Annotated in this window: 19 protein-coding genes; 12 read left to right on the top strand and 7 right to left on the bottom strand. The window is 44.0% G+C overall.

Features of this window, described 5'->3' with window-relative positions:
• Nucleotide 1: 1 nt before the first annotated feature.
• Nucleotides 2–985 carry a 3-methyl-2-oxobutanoate dehydrogenase subunit beta gene (gene bfmBAB, locus NYE43_RS12020; protein ID WP_024121983.1) on the top strand — a complete coding sequence of 328 codons (984 nt, stop codon included), beginning with the start codon at nt 2–4 and terminating at the stop codon, nt 983–985.
• A gap of 21 nt (nt 986–1,006) precedes the next feature.
• Nucleotides 1,007–2,272, top strand: a complete 1,266-nt coding sequence (locus NYE43_RS12015) for a dihydrolipoamide acetyltransferase family protein (RefSeq protein ID WP_341062023.1) — start codon at nt 1,007–1,009, stop codon at nt 2,270–2,272.
• Nucleotides 2,273–2,333: 61 nt separating this feature from the next.
• Here NYE43_RS12015 and NYE43_RS12010 read toward each other — a convergent pair whose 3' ends face one another.
• The 3 genes from NYE43_RS12010 to NYE43_RS12000 form a co-directional block, all read right to left on the bottom strand.
• Entirely contained in the window at nt 2,334–3,170 is an 837-nt protein-coding gene (locus tag NYE43_RS12010; RefSeq protein ID WP_024121981.1) for a MerR family transcriptional regulator, read from the bottom strand.
• A 71-nt stretch (nt 3,171–3,241) separates the two neighbouring features.
• Complete coding sequence (gene bmr / locus NYE43_RS12005; RefSeq protein WP_024121980.1) at nt 3,242–4,411, bottom strand: multidrug efflux MFS transporter Bmr; 1,170 nt, start codon at nt 4,409–4,411, stop codon at nt 3,242–3,244.
• Nucleotides 4,412–4,534: 123 nt separating this feature from the next.
• Entirely contained in the window at nt 4,535–5,428 is an 894-nt protein-coding gene (locus NYE43_RS12000) for a YegS/Rv2252/BmrU family lipid kinase (RefSeq protein WP_341062022.1), read from the bottom strand.
• Between the two features lie 161 nt (nt 5,429–5,589).
• Here NYE43_RS12000 and brxB point away from each other — a divergent pair, with 161 nt between their 5' ends.
• The 6 genes from brxB to NYE43_RS11970 all read left to right on the top strand — a co-directional run bounded on the left by brxB (nt 5,590) and on the right by NYE43_RS11970 (nt 10,138).
• Nucleotides 5,590–6,027, top strand: a complete 438-nt coding sequence (gene brxB / locus NYE43_RS11995) for a bacilliredoxin BrxB (protein WP_024121978.1) — start codon at nt 5,590–5,592, stop codon at nt 6,025–6,027.
• 266 nt (nt 6,028–6,293) lie between these two features.
• Complete coding sequence (gene artP / locus NYE43_RS11990) at nt 6,294–7,061, top strand: arginine ABC transporter substrate-binding protein ArtP (protein WP_095713240.1); 768 nt, start codon at nt 6,294–6,296, stop codon at nt 7,059–7,061.
• 80 nt (nt 7,062–7,141) lie between these two features.
• On the top strand, nt 7,142–7,801 hold the full coding sequence (artQ, locus tag NYE43_RS11985; RefSeq protein WP_014664528.1) for an arginine ABC transporter permease ArtQ: 660 nt from the start codon (nt 7,142–7,144) through the stop codon (nt 7,799–7,801).
• Nucleotides 7,794–8,516 carry an arginine ABC transporter ATP-binding protein ArtR gene (gene artR / locus NYE43_RS11980; RefSeq protein WP_024121976.1) on the top strand — a complete coding sequence of 241 codons (723 nt, stop codon included), beginning with the start codon at nt 7,794–7,796 and terminating at the stop codon, nt 8,514–8,516. The genes artQ and artR overlap by 8 nt, the downstream gene beginning before the upstream one ends.
• Before the next feature lie 71 nt (nt 8,517–8,587).
• Nucleotides 8,588–9,556, top strand: coding sequence for an aromatic acid exporter family protein (locus tag NYE43_RS11975; protein WP_024121975.1), 969 nt, complete (start codon nt 8,588–8,590; stop codon nt 9,554–9,556).
• 51 nt (nt 9,557–9,607) lie between these two features.
• Nucleotides 9,608–10,138 (top strand): L,D-transpeptidase, encoded by a 531-nt coding sequence (locus NYE43_RS11970; protein ID WP_024121974.1) that lies wholly within the window; start codon nt 9,608–9,610, stop codon nt 10,136–10,138.
• Nucleotides 10,139–10,158: 20 nt separating this feature from the next.
• Here NYE43_RS11970 and prli42 read toward each other — a convergent pair whose 3' ends face one another.
• Entirely contained in the window at nt 10,159–10,251 is a 93-nt protein-coding gene (prli42, locus tag NYE43_RS11965; RefSeq protein ID WP_003226489.1) for a stressosome-associated protein Prli42, read from the bottom strand.
• Nucleotides 10,252–10,340: 89 nt separating this feature from the next.
• On the opposite strand from prli42, the gene mce reads away from it, so the two are divergent.
• From mce to NYE43_RS11950, 3 genes are read left to right on the top strand one after another with little or no spacing between them, the layout of a single operon-like run.
• The gene (gene mce / locus NYE43_RS11960; protein ID WP_105955620.1) at nt 10,341–10,763 is read left to right on the top strand and encodes a methylmalonyl-CoA epimerase; all 423 of its coding nucleotides are present in this window, start codon (nt 10,341–10,343) and stop codon (nt 10,761–10,763) included.
• Nucleotides 10,756–12,279: an acyl-CoA carboxylase subunit beta gene (locus NYE43_RS11955; protein WP_103672294.1), complete on the top strand. Its 1,524-nt coding sequence runs from the start codon at nt 10,756–10,758 to the stop codon at nt 12,277–12,279. The genes mce and NYE43_RS11955 overlap by 8 nt, the downstream gene beginning before the upstream one ends.
• Before the next feature lie 18 nt (nt 12,280–12,297).
• Complete coding sequence (locus tag NYE43_RS11950) at nt 12,298–13,413, top strand: tripeptidase T (protein ID WP_024121972.1); 1,116 nt, start codon at nt 12,298–12,300, stop codon at nt 13,411–13,413.
• A gap of 48 nt (nt 13,414–13,461) precedes the next feature.
• Here the strand turns inward: NYE43_RS11950 and NYE43_RS11945 are convergent, their stop codons facing one another.
• The 3 genes from NYE43_RS11945 to mifM form a co-directional block, all read right to left on the bottom strand.
• Entirely contained in the window at nt 13,462–14,190 is a 729-nt protein-coding gene (locus NYE43_RS11945; protein WP_024121971.1) for a YqjF family protein, read from the bottom strand.
• 127 nt (nt 14,191–14,317) lie between these two features.
• Nucleotides 14,318–15,145 carry a membrane protein insertase YidC gene (locus NYE43_RS11940; protein ID WP_024121969.1) on the bottom strand — a complete coding sequence of 276 codons (828 nt, stop codon included), beginning with the start codon at nt 15,143–15,145 and terminating at the stop codon, nt 14,318–14,320.
• Nucleotides 15,146–15,174: 29 nt separating this feature from the next.
• Nucleotides 15,175–15,462: a membrane protein insertion/folding monitor MifM gene (gene mifM / locus NYE43_RS11935; RefSeq protein ID WP_081638334.1), complete on the bottom strand. Its 288-nt coding sequence runs from the start codon at nt 15,460–15,462 to the stop codon at nt 15,175–15,177.
• 72 nt (nt 15,463–15,534) lie between these two features.
• Here mifM and NYE43_RS11930 point away from each other — a divergent pair, with 72 nt between their 5' ends.
• On the top strand, nt 15,535–16,779 hold the full coding sequence (locus NYE43_RS11930; RefSeq protein WP_024121967.1) for a DNA polymerase IV: 1,245 nt from the start codon (nt 15,535–15,537) through the stop codon (nt 16,777–16,779).
• The last annotated feature ends 33 nt before the right edge of the window (nt 16,780–16,812 follow it).

The raw sequence follows: 16,812 nt of genomic DNA, 5'->3' as shown, positions 1-16,812 counted from the left end.
AATGTCAGTAATGTCATATATTGATGCGATCAATTTGGCAATGAAAGAAGAAATGGAACGAGATTCACGTGTCTTCGTTCTTGGGGAAGATGTAGGAAAAAAAGGCGGGGTATTTAAAGCCACAGCCGGTCTGTACGAACAATTTGGAGAAGAGCGTGTCATGGATACGCCGCTTGCTGAATCAGCGATCGCCGGAGTCGGTATCGGAGCGGCTATGTACGGCATGAGGCCGATTGCCGAAATGCAGTTTGCTGATTTTATTATGCCGGCGGTAAACCAGATTATTTCCGAGGCTGCTAAAATCCGCTACCGCAGCAACAATGACTGGAGCTGCCCGATCGTTGTCAGAGCGCCGTACGGTGGCGGCGTGCACGGAGCGCTTTATCATTCTCAATCAGTCGAAGCGATTTTCGCCAATCAGCCCGGACTGAAAATTGTGATGCCTTCAACGCCATATGACGCGAAAGGACTCTTAAAAGCCGCAGTTCGTGATGAAGACCCGGTGCTGTTTTTTGAGCACAAGCGCGCGTATCGTCTGATCAAAGGAGAGGTTCCGGCAGATGATTATGTACTTCCTATCGGCAAGGCTGATGTAAAAAGGGAAGGCGATGACATCACGGTGATCACATACGGGCTTTGTGTCCACTTTGCTTTACAGGCTGCAGAACGTCTCGAAAAAGACGGCATTTCTGTACATGTGGTGGATTTAAGAACGGTATACCCGCTTGATCAAGAAGCGATCATCGAAGCGGCATCCAAAACCGGAAAGGTCCTTTTGGTCACAGAAGATACAAAAGAGGGCAGTATCATGAGTGAGGTGGCTGCCATTATATCCGAGCATTGTCTGTTCGACTTAGACGCGCCGATCAAACGGCTTGCAGGTCCTGATATTCCGGCTATGCCTTATGCGCCGACAATGGAAAAATACTTTATGCTCAACCCTGATAAAGTAGAAGCGGCGATGAGAGAATTAGCGGAGTTTTAAAGACGTAAGGAGGATACGATCATGGCAATAGAACAAATGACGATGCCGCAGCTTGGCGAAAGCGTAACAGAGGGCACGATCAGCAAATGGCTTGTCGCCCCTGGAGATAAGGTGAACAAATACGATCCGATTGCGGAAGTCATGACAGATAAGGTAAACGCGGAGGTTCCGTCCTCTTTTACCGGTACAATAACAGAGCTTGTGGGAGAAGAAAGCCAGACCCTGCAAGTCGGAGAAGTGATTTGCAAAATCGAAACAGAAGGCGCAAAGCCGGCTGAACAAAAACAAGATCAGGCGGAAGCGCCAACTGCCGGGCAAGCTGCTCCTGAAAGCCGCACTGAAGCAGCCAGTCAGGCCAATAAGAAACGTTTTTCTCCAGCCGTACTTCGTTTGGCCGGAGAGCATGGCATTGACCTTGAGCAAGTGAAAGGAACGGGCGCCGGCGGAAGGATCACGAGAAAAGATATTCAGCGTATCATTGATTCAGGCGGCGTTTCAGAACAGACTGAAGAGCCAAAAGCAGCAGCTCCTGCACCAGCGCAAAAACAGGAGACGAAAGAAAACGTTTCTCATCCTGCTTCAGCAGCCGGGGATAAAGAAATTCCTGTCACAGCTGTTAGAAAAGCAATCGCTTCAAATATGAAACGAAGCAAAACAGAAATTCCTCACGCTTGGACGATGATGGAAGTCGATGTCACAAACATGGTGGCATACCGAAACAGTATAAAAGATTCCTTCAAGAAAACAGAAGGCTTTAATTTAACTTTTTTCGCCTTTTTCGTAAAAGCGGTCGCTCAGGCGTTAAAGGAATTCCCGCAAATGAACAGCATGTGGGCGGGGGACAAAATCATTCAGAAAAAAGATATCAACATTTCAATCGCGGTTGCCACGGAAGATTCTTTATTTGTTCCGGTGATCAAAAACGCTGATGAAAAAACGATTAAAGGCATTGCGAGAGAAATTACCGACCTTGCCAAAAAGGTAAGAGACGGAAAACTGTCAGCAGACGATATGCAGGGAGGAACGTTTACCGTCAACAATACAGGTTCATTCGGATCTGTTCAGTCGATGGGAATCATCAATTATCCTCAGGCTGCGATTCTTCAAGTGGAATCGATCGTCAAACGCCCGGTTGTCATGGATCATGGCATGATTGCGGTCAGAGATATGGTCAATCTGTGCCTGTCTTTAGATCACAGAGTGCTTGATGGCCTCGTGTGCGGAAGATTCCTGGCACGTGTCAAAGAAATTTTAGAATCGATAGATGAGAAGACCTCTGTCTACTAAACAAACAGAAAGAGCATTTTTTGAACGATAACTTCAAAAAATGCTCTTTTTCTATGTACCATTATTCTGCGATTCGGATTTTCATTTCAACCCGATATTCTTCTTGTTTTTTCGGAGAATAATGAATCGGTATGATTAACTCGTAAACATCACTGATAACCGTTAATTGACGGTCCGTGATATACTTGATCAGCTTTTGTAAGTTGAGAAAATAATGCTCTGGCGAGAAATTATAAGCGATACAAACATATTTGCCTTTTGGTATTGTTGTGATTTCCATATCCGGCGTAATCGCAGAAATTTGTTTATTCGTTAAGACAGGCGTAAAAATATGACGGTAAGTCATTTCATCAATGTTGTTGTACGGCTGAAACGAGAAAGTAGCACCGTAGCTATTGTTCGAAAAACCATCAGCTGATTCGATAAATGTTTTTAGTTTGCTGTATGAGGCGTTGAGCACGTTTTCAGGCCCGATTCCCTCTGCCTCTGTCTGTATAATCCGTATTTCTGCTTCATCTAGAACAAACACCTCACCGAGCGCAGGATATTCCATCTGCCGTTTCATTCGCTTTTTCACCAGAGAAATGGTCTGCTCCAATGTTGATAAAAAATCTAATTTCTCCCTGATTTGCTTTTCCTGCTCTGTATAAAAAGCAAACAGTTCCTCCATCTCTAATTCCTGTGCCTTTTTCATCTCTTCTAAAGGTGTGCCAATATATTTTAATGATTTGATCAAATCAAGATGATAGAGCTGGGAGTCAGTATAATAGCGGTAGTTCGTATCCGGGTCGACGTAGGCGGGTTTGAATAAATCAATCTTATCGTAGTAACGAAGCGCTTTAATCGACACATTTGCCAGTTTTGAAACTTGTCCAATTGAGTAAAACGAGTCCTTCATGCCATCACCCCCCTTAAGATCAGTATAATAAAAAAGCGCATCCTTTGCAGTACACAAAGAATACGCTTTTTTTACATGCTGGCTTTTATATGGGCAGGGGCTTTCCAGGCAATAGTCAGCGCAATGCCTATGGCTAAAGCTACTGTTGCAAAATAGAATGGATAGTTTAAGTCAATATCGAATAGCATTCCCCCGATAATAGGGCCGAACACATTGCCGATACTCGTAAACATTGAATTCATCCCGCCGGCAAACCCCTGTTCATTTCCCGCAATTTTTGACAGATAGGTTGTTACGGCCGGCCGCATAAGATCGAATCCGACAAATACGGTGAAGGTAACTAATAAAATCGCAGCATATGAATTTACGATGGTCAGCAAAAACACAAGACTTGTTGAGAGAATTAAGCTGTAGCGGATTAAACGGATTTCCCCAAACCACCTTGTGAAGCGGTCGAATAAGACGACTTGCGTGATGGCTCCGACAATTGCTCCCCCAGTTATCAAAATGGCAATGTCACTGGCCGTAAATCCGAATTTATGATCAACGAATAACGCAAATAAAGATTCAAACGATGCTAATCCAAAAGACGATATTAAAATGATGAGAAAAGCAATGAAATACATAGGTGCAAAAATCCGCTTGAATCCTGTCTTTTGGCCCTCTATTTTCTCATTCTCAGGATTTCGCTCCGGTTCCCGAAGCGTTAGCATCGATAAAATGGCTGCTATTAACGCAAAGGCTGCCGCAAAGAAGAAAGGCAGACGGGAATGGATTTCCGCTAAAAATCCGCCAATGCCGGGACCGATAATAAAACCTGTTGAAATAGCGGCTGACATATAGCCGAGCGCTTTCGGCCGTGTTTTAACAGTAGTGATATCGGCGATAAAAGCCGTGACCCCGGGCATAATGAAAGCAGCACTGATGCCGCCAAGCATACGGGATATAAATAAAATGTCAACTGTTTTTCCGATGCCGAATAAAAACTCTGAAACACTAAAAAACAACAGGCCAATCACGATCATAATTTTGCGTCCGAAGCGGTCAACCCAGCGTCCGGCGATTGGTGACACAATAAGCTGCGTAACAGCGAAGCATGCAACCATATAGCCGACCGCGGTACCGGATAAATGCAATTCATTCATAATCGCGGGCGTTACCGGAATCACAAGCCCGATCCCTAAAAAAGCAATGAATAAATTGGTTAATAATATAGCTAATGTGATGTTCTGTTTCTTCATGTGACTTCCCCTTTTTACGAAAGTGTATCCCTTATACTGTAAGACCTCCTCTTAGGGGAGAGTCAACGGATTTCTTTCTATGAAGCTGTTCGCTCTTTATAAACGTCCTTTACCAGCGGACAGTTATTCATTGCGGGGAATAAGCATGTCAATGTGCTGCGGAAGGACTTGAATCACAGCGGGTGTATGTGTGTACACTTCTCCATCTGTATCAGCCTTTTTGACGGTATCCGTTTCAATTTCGACGCGAGAGGCCTGAACATAGGACAGCTCACCGGTGAACCGCTCTATTGTGCCCTGTTCCATATTCATCAGCTCGCGCAAAGCGGAGAGATTGGTGCTGCGGCAAATGAGGATATCAAGTAATCCGTCACTTATACTGGCATCTGGCAGGGGAATTCGATTCGTTCCAATGTATTGTCCGTTCATGACAAGCAGCATAACGGCTTCATCTTTTATCTCTTGCCCATCGATTGTCAATGAAATAGGAAAGGACTCAGCGGATGAGACGGTACGTAACGCGCTTGTAAAATAGCTGATTTTTCCTAATAACGCTTTTTCCGTTTCGTTGATTTGATTCGATGTTTCTGCGATCAGGCCGATCCCCCAGAAATTCAAAAAATAACGATCGTTCATCTGGCATACATCAACCTTGGATTTTTTTCCTGACACGAGTGCTTCGGCTGCCTTTGCAAGATGTTGAGGAATGCCCAGCACTCTTGAAAAGTCATTGCACGTTCCGCCGGGCAAAATACCGACAGCTGGCCTTCTTTCTAAAGTACTGATGCCATTGATGCATTGATGGACTGTACCGTCGCCGCCGAGAATAAAGACAGTCTCGATAGAATCATCTATTGAACGGCAAAAATGATAGGCATCGTCTTTTTTCTTTGTCTGTTTAATGATCACCTCATCTAACGATTGTGATAAAACCGGCACAACAGCTCCTAATGCTTTTTCTATATTTTTGTTGCCGGCGTTTCCGTTATGAATAAGTAAAGCTTTCCGGTGGCTCATACAAAACTGCTCCTTTATTTATACATCTGATTATATAATTCCCTTATCTTGTAAGGAGTAAACGGAAAGCAAAAAATCCTCCGATATAAGCGGTAGCATTTGCCGATAAGGCGGTTTCCTTGCTATCATAAGAACAGATGATGAAAAAGGAGAGGTCTTCATTGAACATGGACTTTAATTTATTTATGAATGATGTTGTCCGCCAAGCGAGACAAGAAATTACAGCTGCCGGATATACCGAACTGAAAACAGCTGAAGAGGTGGACGAGGCACTTACGAAAAAAGGAACGACGCTTGTCATGGTCAACTCTGTCTGCGGATGCGCGGGCGGGATCGCAAGACCGGCTGCATACCATTCCGTTCATTATGACAAAAGACCTGACCAGCTCGTGACTGTGTTTGCGGGACAGGATAAAGAAGCGACGGCAAGAGCACGCGAATATTTCGAAGGATACCCGCCATCTTCTCCGTCATTTGCTATTCTAAAAGACGGGAAAATCATGAAAATGGTGGAGCGTCATGAAATTGAAGGCCATGAGCCGATGGCAGTTGTCTCAAAACTGCAGGAAGCCTTCGAAGAATATTGCGAAGAAGTATAAGATAAAACCCCGGAAGCCCGAGCGGCACGGGGTTTTTTTGTGCATAAAATTCCAAGTTATAATGAATAAATATTAGAGTTTATTCAATGGCTACGCTACAGAAGATGTCCTTTTATCTAGTAATATGAAAAGAGATTGCTGGAAAAATAAGCTTTGAGATAATTTTTAAAAATAGTATTGCATAAAAATAAGAAAGTGTTTAAAATACAAATTAACGAATAAATATTCAAATGTGATAAAAGTAATGAATATGGGGGAAATGGATCATGAAAAAATGGCTCTTATTACTGATAGCTGCGTGCATCACCTTTGCATTATCTGCTTGCGGCTCAAGCAGTTCAGGTTCAGAAAGCGGCAAGAAAAAATTAGTTATGGGAACTTCGGCGGATTACAAACCGTTTGAATATAAAGATGGCGATAACATTGTCGGTTTTGATGTAGATTTGGCAAAGGCCCTTGCGAAGAAAACCGGCTACGAAATTGAAGTGCAGGATATGGACTTTAACAGCTTAATTACAGCACTGAAATCAAAACAAGTTGATTTGGTTTTGTCAGGAATGACACCGACGCCTGATCGTAAAAAACAAGTTGATTTTTCCGATGTATATTACACAGCGAATCATATGATTGTCAGCAAAAAAGACAGCGGCATTAAGTCTTTAAAAGATCTCAAAGGAAAAACAGTCGGCGTTCAGCTTGGCTCCATTCAGGAAGAGAAGGGGAAAGAGCTTTCTCCGGAATATGATTTTAAAACAGAAGACCGCAACAGAATTTCTGATTTGGTGCAGGAAATCAAATCTGACCGCTTTGATGCTGCGATTATTGAAGACATGGTGGCAGAAGGGTATTTCAAATCAAATGATGACCTGCAGGGCTTCGTGATTCCTGATGCGAAAGCGGAAGAAGCCGGTTCTGCGATTGCTTTCAGAAAAGACAGTGAACTGACGGACAAATTCAATAAAGCGCTCAAAGAAATGCAAGATAACGGAGAGCTCGATAAATTGAAGAAAAAATGGTTCACTGGCGAGAAGTAAAAAAAGCGGCTCAACTTTTTCGTTGAGCCTTTTTATTGAATAGGAAATCTTTTTTCCTGTAAGAAAAGGAGACAAAGGCTATGAATTTGGATTTTTCAGCAACGATCCCCCAAATTCCTTTTATATTAGAAGGCTTAGCAATCACATTAAAAATTGTTGTTGTATCTGCTATTATCGGACTTATATTAGGGATTGTGCTAAGCTTATGCAAGATCAGCACATTCCGCCCGCTGATCTGGATTGCTGATTTTTACACATCAGTATTTCGCGGCACGCCTTTAGTGCTGCAGCTTATGATTGTTTATTTCGGGCTCCCGCAGCTGCTCGGCTTTCAAATTGACCAGTTTTGGGCGGCGGTTGTCGCATTGTCACTGAATTCCGCTGCTTATGTATCGGAAATTATCAGAGCGGGAATCAACGCAATTGATAAAGGGCAAAAAGAGGCTGCTGTCGCACTGGGTGTTCCGTACGGCAAAATGATGAAGGATCTGCTTTTGCCGCAGGCCTTCAAAAATATATCACCTGCCATTGTAAATGAATTAATTACGTTAACAAAAGAATCAGCGATCGTTACAGTTATTGGTCTTGGCGATGTTATGAGACGCGCGTATCAAGCTGGCGCCGCCACTTACAATTACCTTGAGCCGCTGATTATCGCCGGATTGATTTATTATGTGCTTGTCCTTATTTTAACGTTTATCGGCAAGGCTGTAGAAAGGAAGCTGAAATCCAATGATTAAGGTTGAAAAGCTGTCAAAATCATTTGGGAAACATGAAGTATTAAAAAACATTTCAACAAACATCGCTGAAGGTGAGGTTGTTGCCGTCATCGGCCCTTCAGGCTCAGGCAAATCAACATTTCTTCGCTGTTTGAATCTCTTGGAGAAACCTAACGGCGGAACCATCACAATTAAAGACAAAGAGATTACGCAGCCGAAAACCAATACATTAAAGGTACGGGAAAACATCGGAATGGTATTTCAGCATTTTCATCTTTTTCCGCACAAAACGGTTCTCGAAAATATCATGTACGCACCTGTAAATGTCAAAAAAGAATCCAAGCAGACTGCACAGGGAAAAGCCGAAGAGCTGCTGCGCAAAGTCGGATTGTTTGAAAAGCGAAATGACTATCCAAACCGTTTATCAGGCGGACAAAAGCAGCGTGTCGCCATCGCTCGTGCTTTGGCAATGAATCCTGAAATCATGCTGTTCGACGAGCCGACATCCGCGCTTGACCCTGAAATGGTCAAAGAAGTGCTCCAGGTCATGAAAGAACTGGTCGAAACCGGTATGACCATGGTAATCGTTACACACGAAATGGGCTTTGCAAAAGAAGTGGCCGACCGCGTGTTATTTATGGATGAAGGAATGATTGTCGAGGACGGCAACCCGAAAGAATTTTTTCTTTCGCCAAAATCCAAAAGAGCGCAGGACTTTTTAGAAAAAATATTATAGAATATAGGGAAAAAGGAGAAGGCTTGTGCTTCTTCTTTTTTGTTGAAGAAACAAATAGAATGGAGTCCGACATGTTTAAAATTGGTTACCGCACAATAAAGACCGCACTTGGAACAGCTCTGGCTATTTATATAAGCCAGCTATTGCATTTGCAAAACTTCGCATCAGCAGGAATCATCACCATTTTGTGCATACAAATCACACAAAAACGGTCGCTTCAAGCGTCATGGGCCCGATTTGCAGCATGCTGTCTGGCAATTCTCTTTTCCTATCTCTTTTTCGAACTGATTGGTTATCATCCGTTTGTCATTGGATTGCTTTTGCTGATTTTCATCCCGACAACAGTTGTATTAAAAATCAACGAAGGTATCGTCACCAGCTCTGTTATTATCCTTCATCTGTATATGTCCGGCGGCATTACGCCGCAATTCATCTGGAATGAAGTCCAGTTAATTACGGTCGGAATCGGCGTTGCTCTTTTAATGAATCTGTATATGCCGAGCCTTGACCGGAAGCTGATCGCCTATCGAAAAAAGATAGAGGACAATTTTGCTGTCATTTTCGCAGAAATCGAACGGTATTTGTTAACTGGTGAGCAAGATTGGACAGGAAAAGAAATTCCGGAAACACACCAGTTAATCACTGAAGCCAAAAACCTGGCGTACCGAGATGTACAAAATCACATTCTTCGCCACGAAAATCAGCACTATCATTATTTTAAAATGAGAGAAAAACAATTTGAAATCATCGAGCGCCTTCTTCCTAAAGTGACATCCATCTCCATTACGGTGGACCAAGGTAAAATGATTGCTGAGTTTCTTCGCGATCTGCGGGAAGCAATTCACCCGGGGAATACAGCCTACAAATTTTTGAAAAGACTTGCTGACATGAGAAAAGAATTCGAAGAGATGCCGCTTCCTGCGACAAGAGAAGAATTTGAAGCGAGAGCCGCACTCTTTCATCTTCTTGGGGAAATGGAGCAATATTTAGTGATCAAAAGTTATTTCAAAGGAATCAAAGCAGAAAAATCGCTCGCTTAACTCGCATGAGCTCATCCTCCATTGGTCAACCTAATGGAAAAGGAGGAGCTTATGCGTTTTTTCTTATGTTCAATATTGATGATTATTTCTCCGATATGGCCTCTTGGCGAAAATCCGCTTCCAGGTGACCCGTATGTTATTGTCAACAAGAAAACAAATGAGCTTGCTGTCATCATCGACAACAAAATTGAAGGCGTTTATCGTGTGGCAACCGGAAAGTCGGATGATCTGACGCCTGAGGGAGAATTTTCGATTACAGTAAAAGCGGCGAATCCTTATTACAGAAAGAAAAATATTGAAGGCGGAGCTTCTGAGAATCCGCTTGGGGCAAGATGGATTGGGTTTGATGCGAGAGGGACAGACGGCCGGATCTACGGAATTCACGGGACAAACCGGGAAGAATCTATCGGTCAATTTGTATCTAACGGCTGTATACGTATGCATAACGATGAAGTTGTCCATCTGTTTCAAGAGATTCCGGTGGGGACGAGAGTGCTGATCACGAAAGACTCCCGGGCTTTTGAGGAGATTGCCATTGAGCATAAAGCCCTGATAAAAAAGCAGGATGTTCCCGTTCAATAAGGCCGCCTGCTTTTTTATCATTATAAAAACATAACGATTCCTGAGAGTACTGTTGAAAGAATAAAAACTCCCAAAATCACGATTAAAACGCTTTTCATCAGTTTTTGAGACATGGTTTCACTCCTTAGACAATCTGATTATATTTTAACGTGTTTTGTATGGGCGGACAAGCGATATATATTGCCGGAAAGCAGGGATGAAAATGACCGGACTTGACCATATTGGGATTGCCGTTTATTCCATAAAAAAGGCCAGAGCTTTTTATGAAGATGTATTGGGATTAACGTTTCTTCATCAAGAAACGGTTGAAGAGCAAAAGGTGATCATTGCTCTGTTCCAAGCGGGAGGCGTTTATTTGGAGCTGATCGAGCCGTTAACGCCTGACAGCCCTGTCCGTACATTTTTAGATAAAAAAGGAGAGGGGCTGCACCATGTTGCGTTTTTATGTAGCGGCTTAACAGATCAGCTTCAAGCATTATCAAACCGGCAAATTGATGTAATAAACAGGCAGCCGAGACAGGGAGCAAACGGGAAACAGATCGCGTTTATTTCTCCGCGGGAAACAAATGGCGTGCTTGTCGAGCTCTGTGAACCGAAAGGAGATCAAGACATTGAACATGAATGAACATATCGGTCATCTATACAACAGGCGCAGGCAGGCGGAAGAAGGCGGGGGACATGCAAAGCAGGCTGAACAGCGGAAAAAGGGAAAGCTCACAGCGCGGGAAAGGATCGCCTATCTCCTGGATGAGGATAGTTTTATCGAATTATATCCTTTCATGGAGAGCCGAAGCTTAACGAGGGAGCAGCGTATATTGGGAGATGGAGTCGTGACGGGTTACGGTACGATTGACGGCCGCTCTGTATATGTGTTTGCGCAGGATTTTACCGTATTCGGCGGGGCGCTTGGCGAAACCCATGCGAAAAAGATTACCTCTCTTATGGATCTTGCAGCAAAAAATAAAGCCCCGATTATCGGGCTGAACGACTCAGGTGGTGCGAGAATTCAAGAGGGTGTGGTATCATTAGATGGATACGGTCACATATTTTACCGAAACGTCTTATATTCCGGAGTCATTCCGCAAATCTCGGTTATATTAGGACCGTGCGCTGGAGGCGCTGTGTACTCTCCGGCACTTACTGATTTTATCTTTATGGCAGAACAGACGGGCCGAATGTTTATTACCGGTCCGAAGGTCATTGAAAAAGTAACAGGAGAACAGGTTGATGCGGAGAGCTTAGGAGGAGCGGGAATACATAATGCCGTCAGCGGAAATGCCCACTTTTCCGGAAAAACGGAAGAGGAGGTTCTGGCAGGAGTGAAGAAGCTGCTGTCTTATTTGCCGCTCGACAAACAGATATCACTACCTTCATCTGTGGATGAGGCCTCCAGCTCGTTAATAAACCGCCTCGTGCCGGCTGACAGCACAAAGCCGTATGATGTTCGGGCGGTGATTCAGGAATTGGCTGATCCGCAGTCTTTTTTTGAGATTCAGCCGTATTTTGCGAAAAATATAGTCATTGGATTTGCAAAGCTTGGCCAAAAAACGATCGGAATTGTGGCAAACCAGCCGAAACATTTAGCAGGAAGCCTGACGATTGACGCGGCTGATAAAGCAGCGAGATTTATCCGGTTTTGTGACGCCTTTGACATCCCGCTGTTAACTGTCGAAGATGTTCCGGGGTTTTTGCCCGGCATTCAGCAGGAGCATAACGGCATTATCAGACACGGAGCCAAATTGCTGTTTGCTTATGCAGAAGCGACGGTCCCAAAAGTAACGCTCATTATAAGAAAAGCGTATGGCGGGTCGTATGTCGCCATGAACAGCAAATCCATCGGAGCGGATCTCGTGTTTGCTTGGCCAAATGCCGAAATCGCAGTGATGGGTGCTGAAGGTGCGGCATCTATTTTGTATGATAAGGATATTGAAGCGTCAGCTGACCCGCAAAAGACAAAACGCGAAAAAACAGCTGAATACAAAAAACAAAACGCCAGCCCTTACAAAGCGGCGGCATGCGGAATGGTCGATGACATCATTTTGCCGGAAGAATCAAGGAAAAGACTCATCCAAGCTTTTCACATGCTTGCACATAAGACAGAAGAGAGACCGAAAAAAAAGCACGGTAACATACCGCTTTAACATGGAGGGGACTTACAAATGGTGAATGAAAAACGCCTGCTGGAAGAATTTTTAGAGCTTGTTCAAATCGATTCAGAAACGAAGCACGAAGCTGAAATCTGCAAAGTGCTGAAACAAAAATTTTCTGATTTAGGTGTAGATGTAAAAGAAGACGATACGATGGGTATCACTGGCCACGGAGCAGGAAACCTAATCTGCACATTAAAAGGAACGAAAAAGACAGATACAATTTATTTTACATCTCATATGGACACAGTCGTACCCGGAAACGGCGTAAAACCGGTTGTTGAGGACGGGTATGTTAAAACAGACGGCACAACAATTTTAGGCGCCGATGACAAAGCGGGATTGGCTGCCATGTTTGAAGCAATTAAAGTGCTCAAAGAAGAAAACATTGAGCACGGCACGATTGAATTCATCATCACAGTAGGTGAAGAATCAGGTCTTATCGGGGCAAAGGCGCTGGACCGTTCCATGATAACAGCATCCTACGGTTATGCTCTTGATTCAGACGGAAAAGTCGGCAATATCATTGTTGCGGCACCGACTCAGGCGAAGGTAAGAGCGGCGATTTATGGTAAAACTGCACACGCTGGAGTTGAACCAGAAAAAGGTATATCAGCGATTACAATCGCAAGCAAGGCCATTTCAAAAATGCCTTTGGGCCGCATCGATGAAGAAACAACAGCAAACATCGGCCGATTTGAAGGCGGCACACAAACAAACATTGTGTGCGACGAAGTTCACATTCTCGCTGAAGCCCGTTCTTTAGTTCCAGAAAAAATGGAAGCGCAGGTTCAAAAAATGAAAGCTGCTTTTGAAGAGGCAGCGGCTGATATGGGCGGACGTGCAGAAGTCGAAATCGAAGTCATGTATCCAGGGTTTAAATATCAAGATGGCGACCAAGTCGTTGAAATCGCGAAAAAAGCAGCTGCGAAAATCGGACGCACAAGCGAGCTGCAAACGAGCGGCGGCGGAAGCGACGCAAACGTAATCGCAGGCCATGGCATCCCAACGGTCAATCTTGCTGTCGGGTATGAGCAAATTCATACGAAGAACGAAAAAATGCCGATTGAAGAGCTGGTGAAAACAGCAGAAATGGTTGTTGCCATTATTGAAGAAGCAGCAAAATAATGAAGAAAAACCCGAGTGCGGATCTGGCATTCGGGTTTTTTCTGACAGTCAGTGCCATTGTCGAAGCGGCCAAAATAACACGTCTTGTCTTTTGGCAAAATGAAGCAGCGGTTCTGAGTCTGGTAAAGTGATTTCGTGAGCATCAGCCACTGTATTGATTGAAAACTGGGCCTCGGCTCTTTGAAGAAGCCAAGGATGATGGTGAATGTCCTCATAATAGAGCTTGTCATGATGGGCGGTGTAGAGTCTGTAGCGCTCCGTCAGCCAGTAATCAAGCGAATCCTCTTGCGCTGTAAAAGGCGCAGAGAGTGGCCGGTACTTGGCGCCGAATTCTGCTTTTCCGGCGTCTCTCCGTTTGCTTCTATATTCCATATCAGCCCCATTTTTTTCGGCTTTCATATCGGCGTAAAAATAAGGCAAATGAAAGAAAGTCCGTGCACCTTGAACTGCCAGCCGATGATCAGCATCTAAGCTGAAGAAATAAATGCCCGGCTTGCCTTTATAGGTGACATAAGTGCGCAGGTTAAGCTCTGGAAAGGACTGGGCTCCGGGAATAGGAGGGAGAAAACGCGCGCGAAGGTTTGTGAGCATAAAGGGAAGCACGCTGACCCAAGCTTGTCCGTTATATGTATCTATGTCCAATAGCGGCGGAATCTTAGCTCGAAGGGTAGAGTAATTAACCGGCCAATGAGCAAATAAGACATCATTCCATGTTTGTTTCATGATCCAAATTCCCTCAGGCACAGAAATATTTTTTTGTTGAGACTGTTCCGTCACGACACCAGCTCCTTTCCTTTGGATGTGAGTAAAGGTATTCCCGATTTTCTTCTTTTTAAACGGATGCAGGTTCTAAAAAGTGATGGAAATAAAAAAACAACTCCGAACAAAAGTCGGAGTTGTTTTTTTATTTCACCGGCTCTGTAAGAGCGGCTGTTTTTTTATGTTTATGGTGTGTCATCTGAAGTACGACGTTTTGCACTGTCAAGAACAGGCCGCTGGTGAACCAGTACAGCGGAAGGGCCGCAGGTACATTAAGCGAGAAAATCGTCATCATCACAGGGAAGATAAACACCATTAGCTTTGCAGATTGCTGCGCTGCCGGATTTTGCGGGACAGCGGAATATTTCGCACTCAGCTTTTGAGCGACATAGGCTTGGACAAAATACATAATCCCTGCACTAAGGGACACGAGAATATCAGATTGTCCTAAACTGAACCATAGAAACGAGTGCGACGCAATTTCAGGTGTTGAACGAATTGCGTAATAAAACCCAATCATAATCGGAAACTGAATCAGCATTGGAAGACAGCCCATCGCAAGCGGGTTGATATTATGCTCCTGATACAGCTTCATCATTTCCATTTGAAGTTCTTTCTGCTTTTCCGGGTCCTTTGTCTTTTTGATTTTGGCTTGAATGCTGTCTACTTGCGGTTTAATGACTGCCATTTTCTCTTGGAACACACGCTGTTTTTTAAACTGATTGACAAACAAAGGCAGTACCACAACGCGCACAATAACGGTTACAAGAATGATAGACAACCCGTACTCTCCGTGAAACAGTCCGGCAACGCCTTTCAGCAGCGAGGAAAAAGGCTCAATTAAATAGTCGTGGAAAAAACCGACGTTACCGAGACCTCCCACCTGATTTGTTGCAGCAAAAGCTGCGTTGCCCGAGCATAATACGATCAAAAAGGCCCCTAAAGCCAAAAGTTTCTGATATGTTTTTAACAATTTGTTCTCCTCCTTTTTATAAATGCGGTTTATAAAAGAAGGGAACTGACGTCTTCATCATCATTCACAGGTGAATTCATGCGGAAGACTTTACGTATCCAAGTTGTAATGCGATGATATATAATAATAAGAAAGTCTGTTCGGTTTATTCGAAAGACCGTCTGATGTTCATCTGTTCGTTTTGATTTCCACTGCTCGCCGGCACGGCACTCTCGCAAGAGAAAAGCAATCCCGATGGCGGTCAGAGCCGGAAGAATAATTGTGAAAAAATCGACTAAGAATAAAACGTCATTTATCGATTCCACAAACATTGTAATCACATCCATTCAATACCTTCATTTTACTATATGTACAAGCCGTTGTCTAATGAACGGAAAGGAGATATGTTTATGCCGGGGAAGGGCCGAATTATTTTCCATATTGATATGAACAGTTTCTATGCATCGGTGGAAATGGCATATGACCCGGCTCTCCGAGGAAAGCCGGTTGCAGTTGCCGGAAACGTCAAAGAACGCAAAGGCATCGTTGTCACATGCAGCTACGAAGCAAGGGCGCACGGCGTGAAAACAACCATGCCGGTTTGGGAAGCAAAGCGTAACTGTCCTGAGCTCATCGTCCTTCCGCCGAACTTCGACCGCTACAGAAGCTCTTCAAGAGCGATGTTTAGCATCCTCCGTGAATATACAGATTTGGTGGAGCCTGTATCCATCGACGAAGGCTATATGGATATGACGGATACACCATACAGCCGCAATGCCTATGAGACGGCAAAAGAAATACAAAGCAGACTGCAGAAAGAGCTGCTGCTTCCGTCAAGCATCGGAATTGCCCCTAATAAATTTCTCGCTAAAATGGCATCCGATATGAAAAAACCGCTTGGGATCACCATCCTGAGAAAAAGAGAAGTGCCTGATATCCTTTGGCCTCTCCCAGTTGGAGAAATGCATGGCGTAGGTAAAAAGACGGCGGAAAAACTGAACGGGCTCAGTATTGATACGATTGGAGATTTAGCAGCAGCTGACGAACACTCGCTAAAACGGCTGCTCGGCATCAACGGGCCCCGTCTAAAAAATAAAGCGAACGGCATTCACCATGCTCCTGTTGATCCGGAGCGCATTTATGAATTTAAAAGCGTAGGTAATTCATCCACACTTTCTCATGATTCTGCCGATGAGGATGAGCTGTTAGCTGTTTTTCGCAAACTGTCCGCATCAGTTAGCGACCGTTTGCAGCGTAAGGAAGTAATGGCTTCAAAGCTGTTTATTATGATCAGATATGCGGACTGGAAAACCATTACGAGAAGCATCACACTGAAGAATCCGATAGATCAAAAAAACGAAATATATAATGAAGCAGAACATCTCTTCTTTAAGCATTGGAACAAAAACCCCATCAGGCTGCTCGGCATTACCGGAACGGATTTGGTAGAAAAAGAGCAGGCCTATAAGCAGCTCGATTTGTTCAGCTTTACAGAGGATGCGAAGGATGAACCGATTCAGCAGATGATGGAAAAACTGAATGAAAAGTACGGCTCCAAGCTGATCAGAAAAGGTGCAAAGGTTAAAAAAGACGAGAGCAAAACAAGCGGGACAAGCTTTAATAAAGATTTTTTTCAAGATGAAAAGAAAAGCTGAATGTCTTGAAATAAGGGGGTGAAGTATGGTAAT

Source organism: Bacillus sp. FSL R5-0434 (assembly GCF_038004745.1).
GTDB lineage: Bacteria > Bacillota > Bacilli > Bacillales > Bacillaceae > Bacillus > Bacillus halotolerans.
Note: the sequence above shows the minus strand (reverse complement) of the source record. Positions and strands in the feature narration are given on the sequence as shown.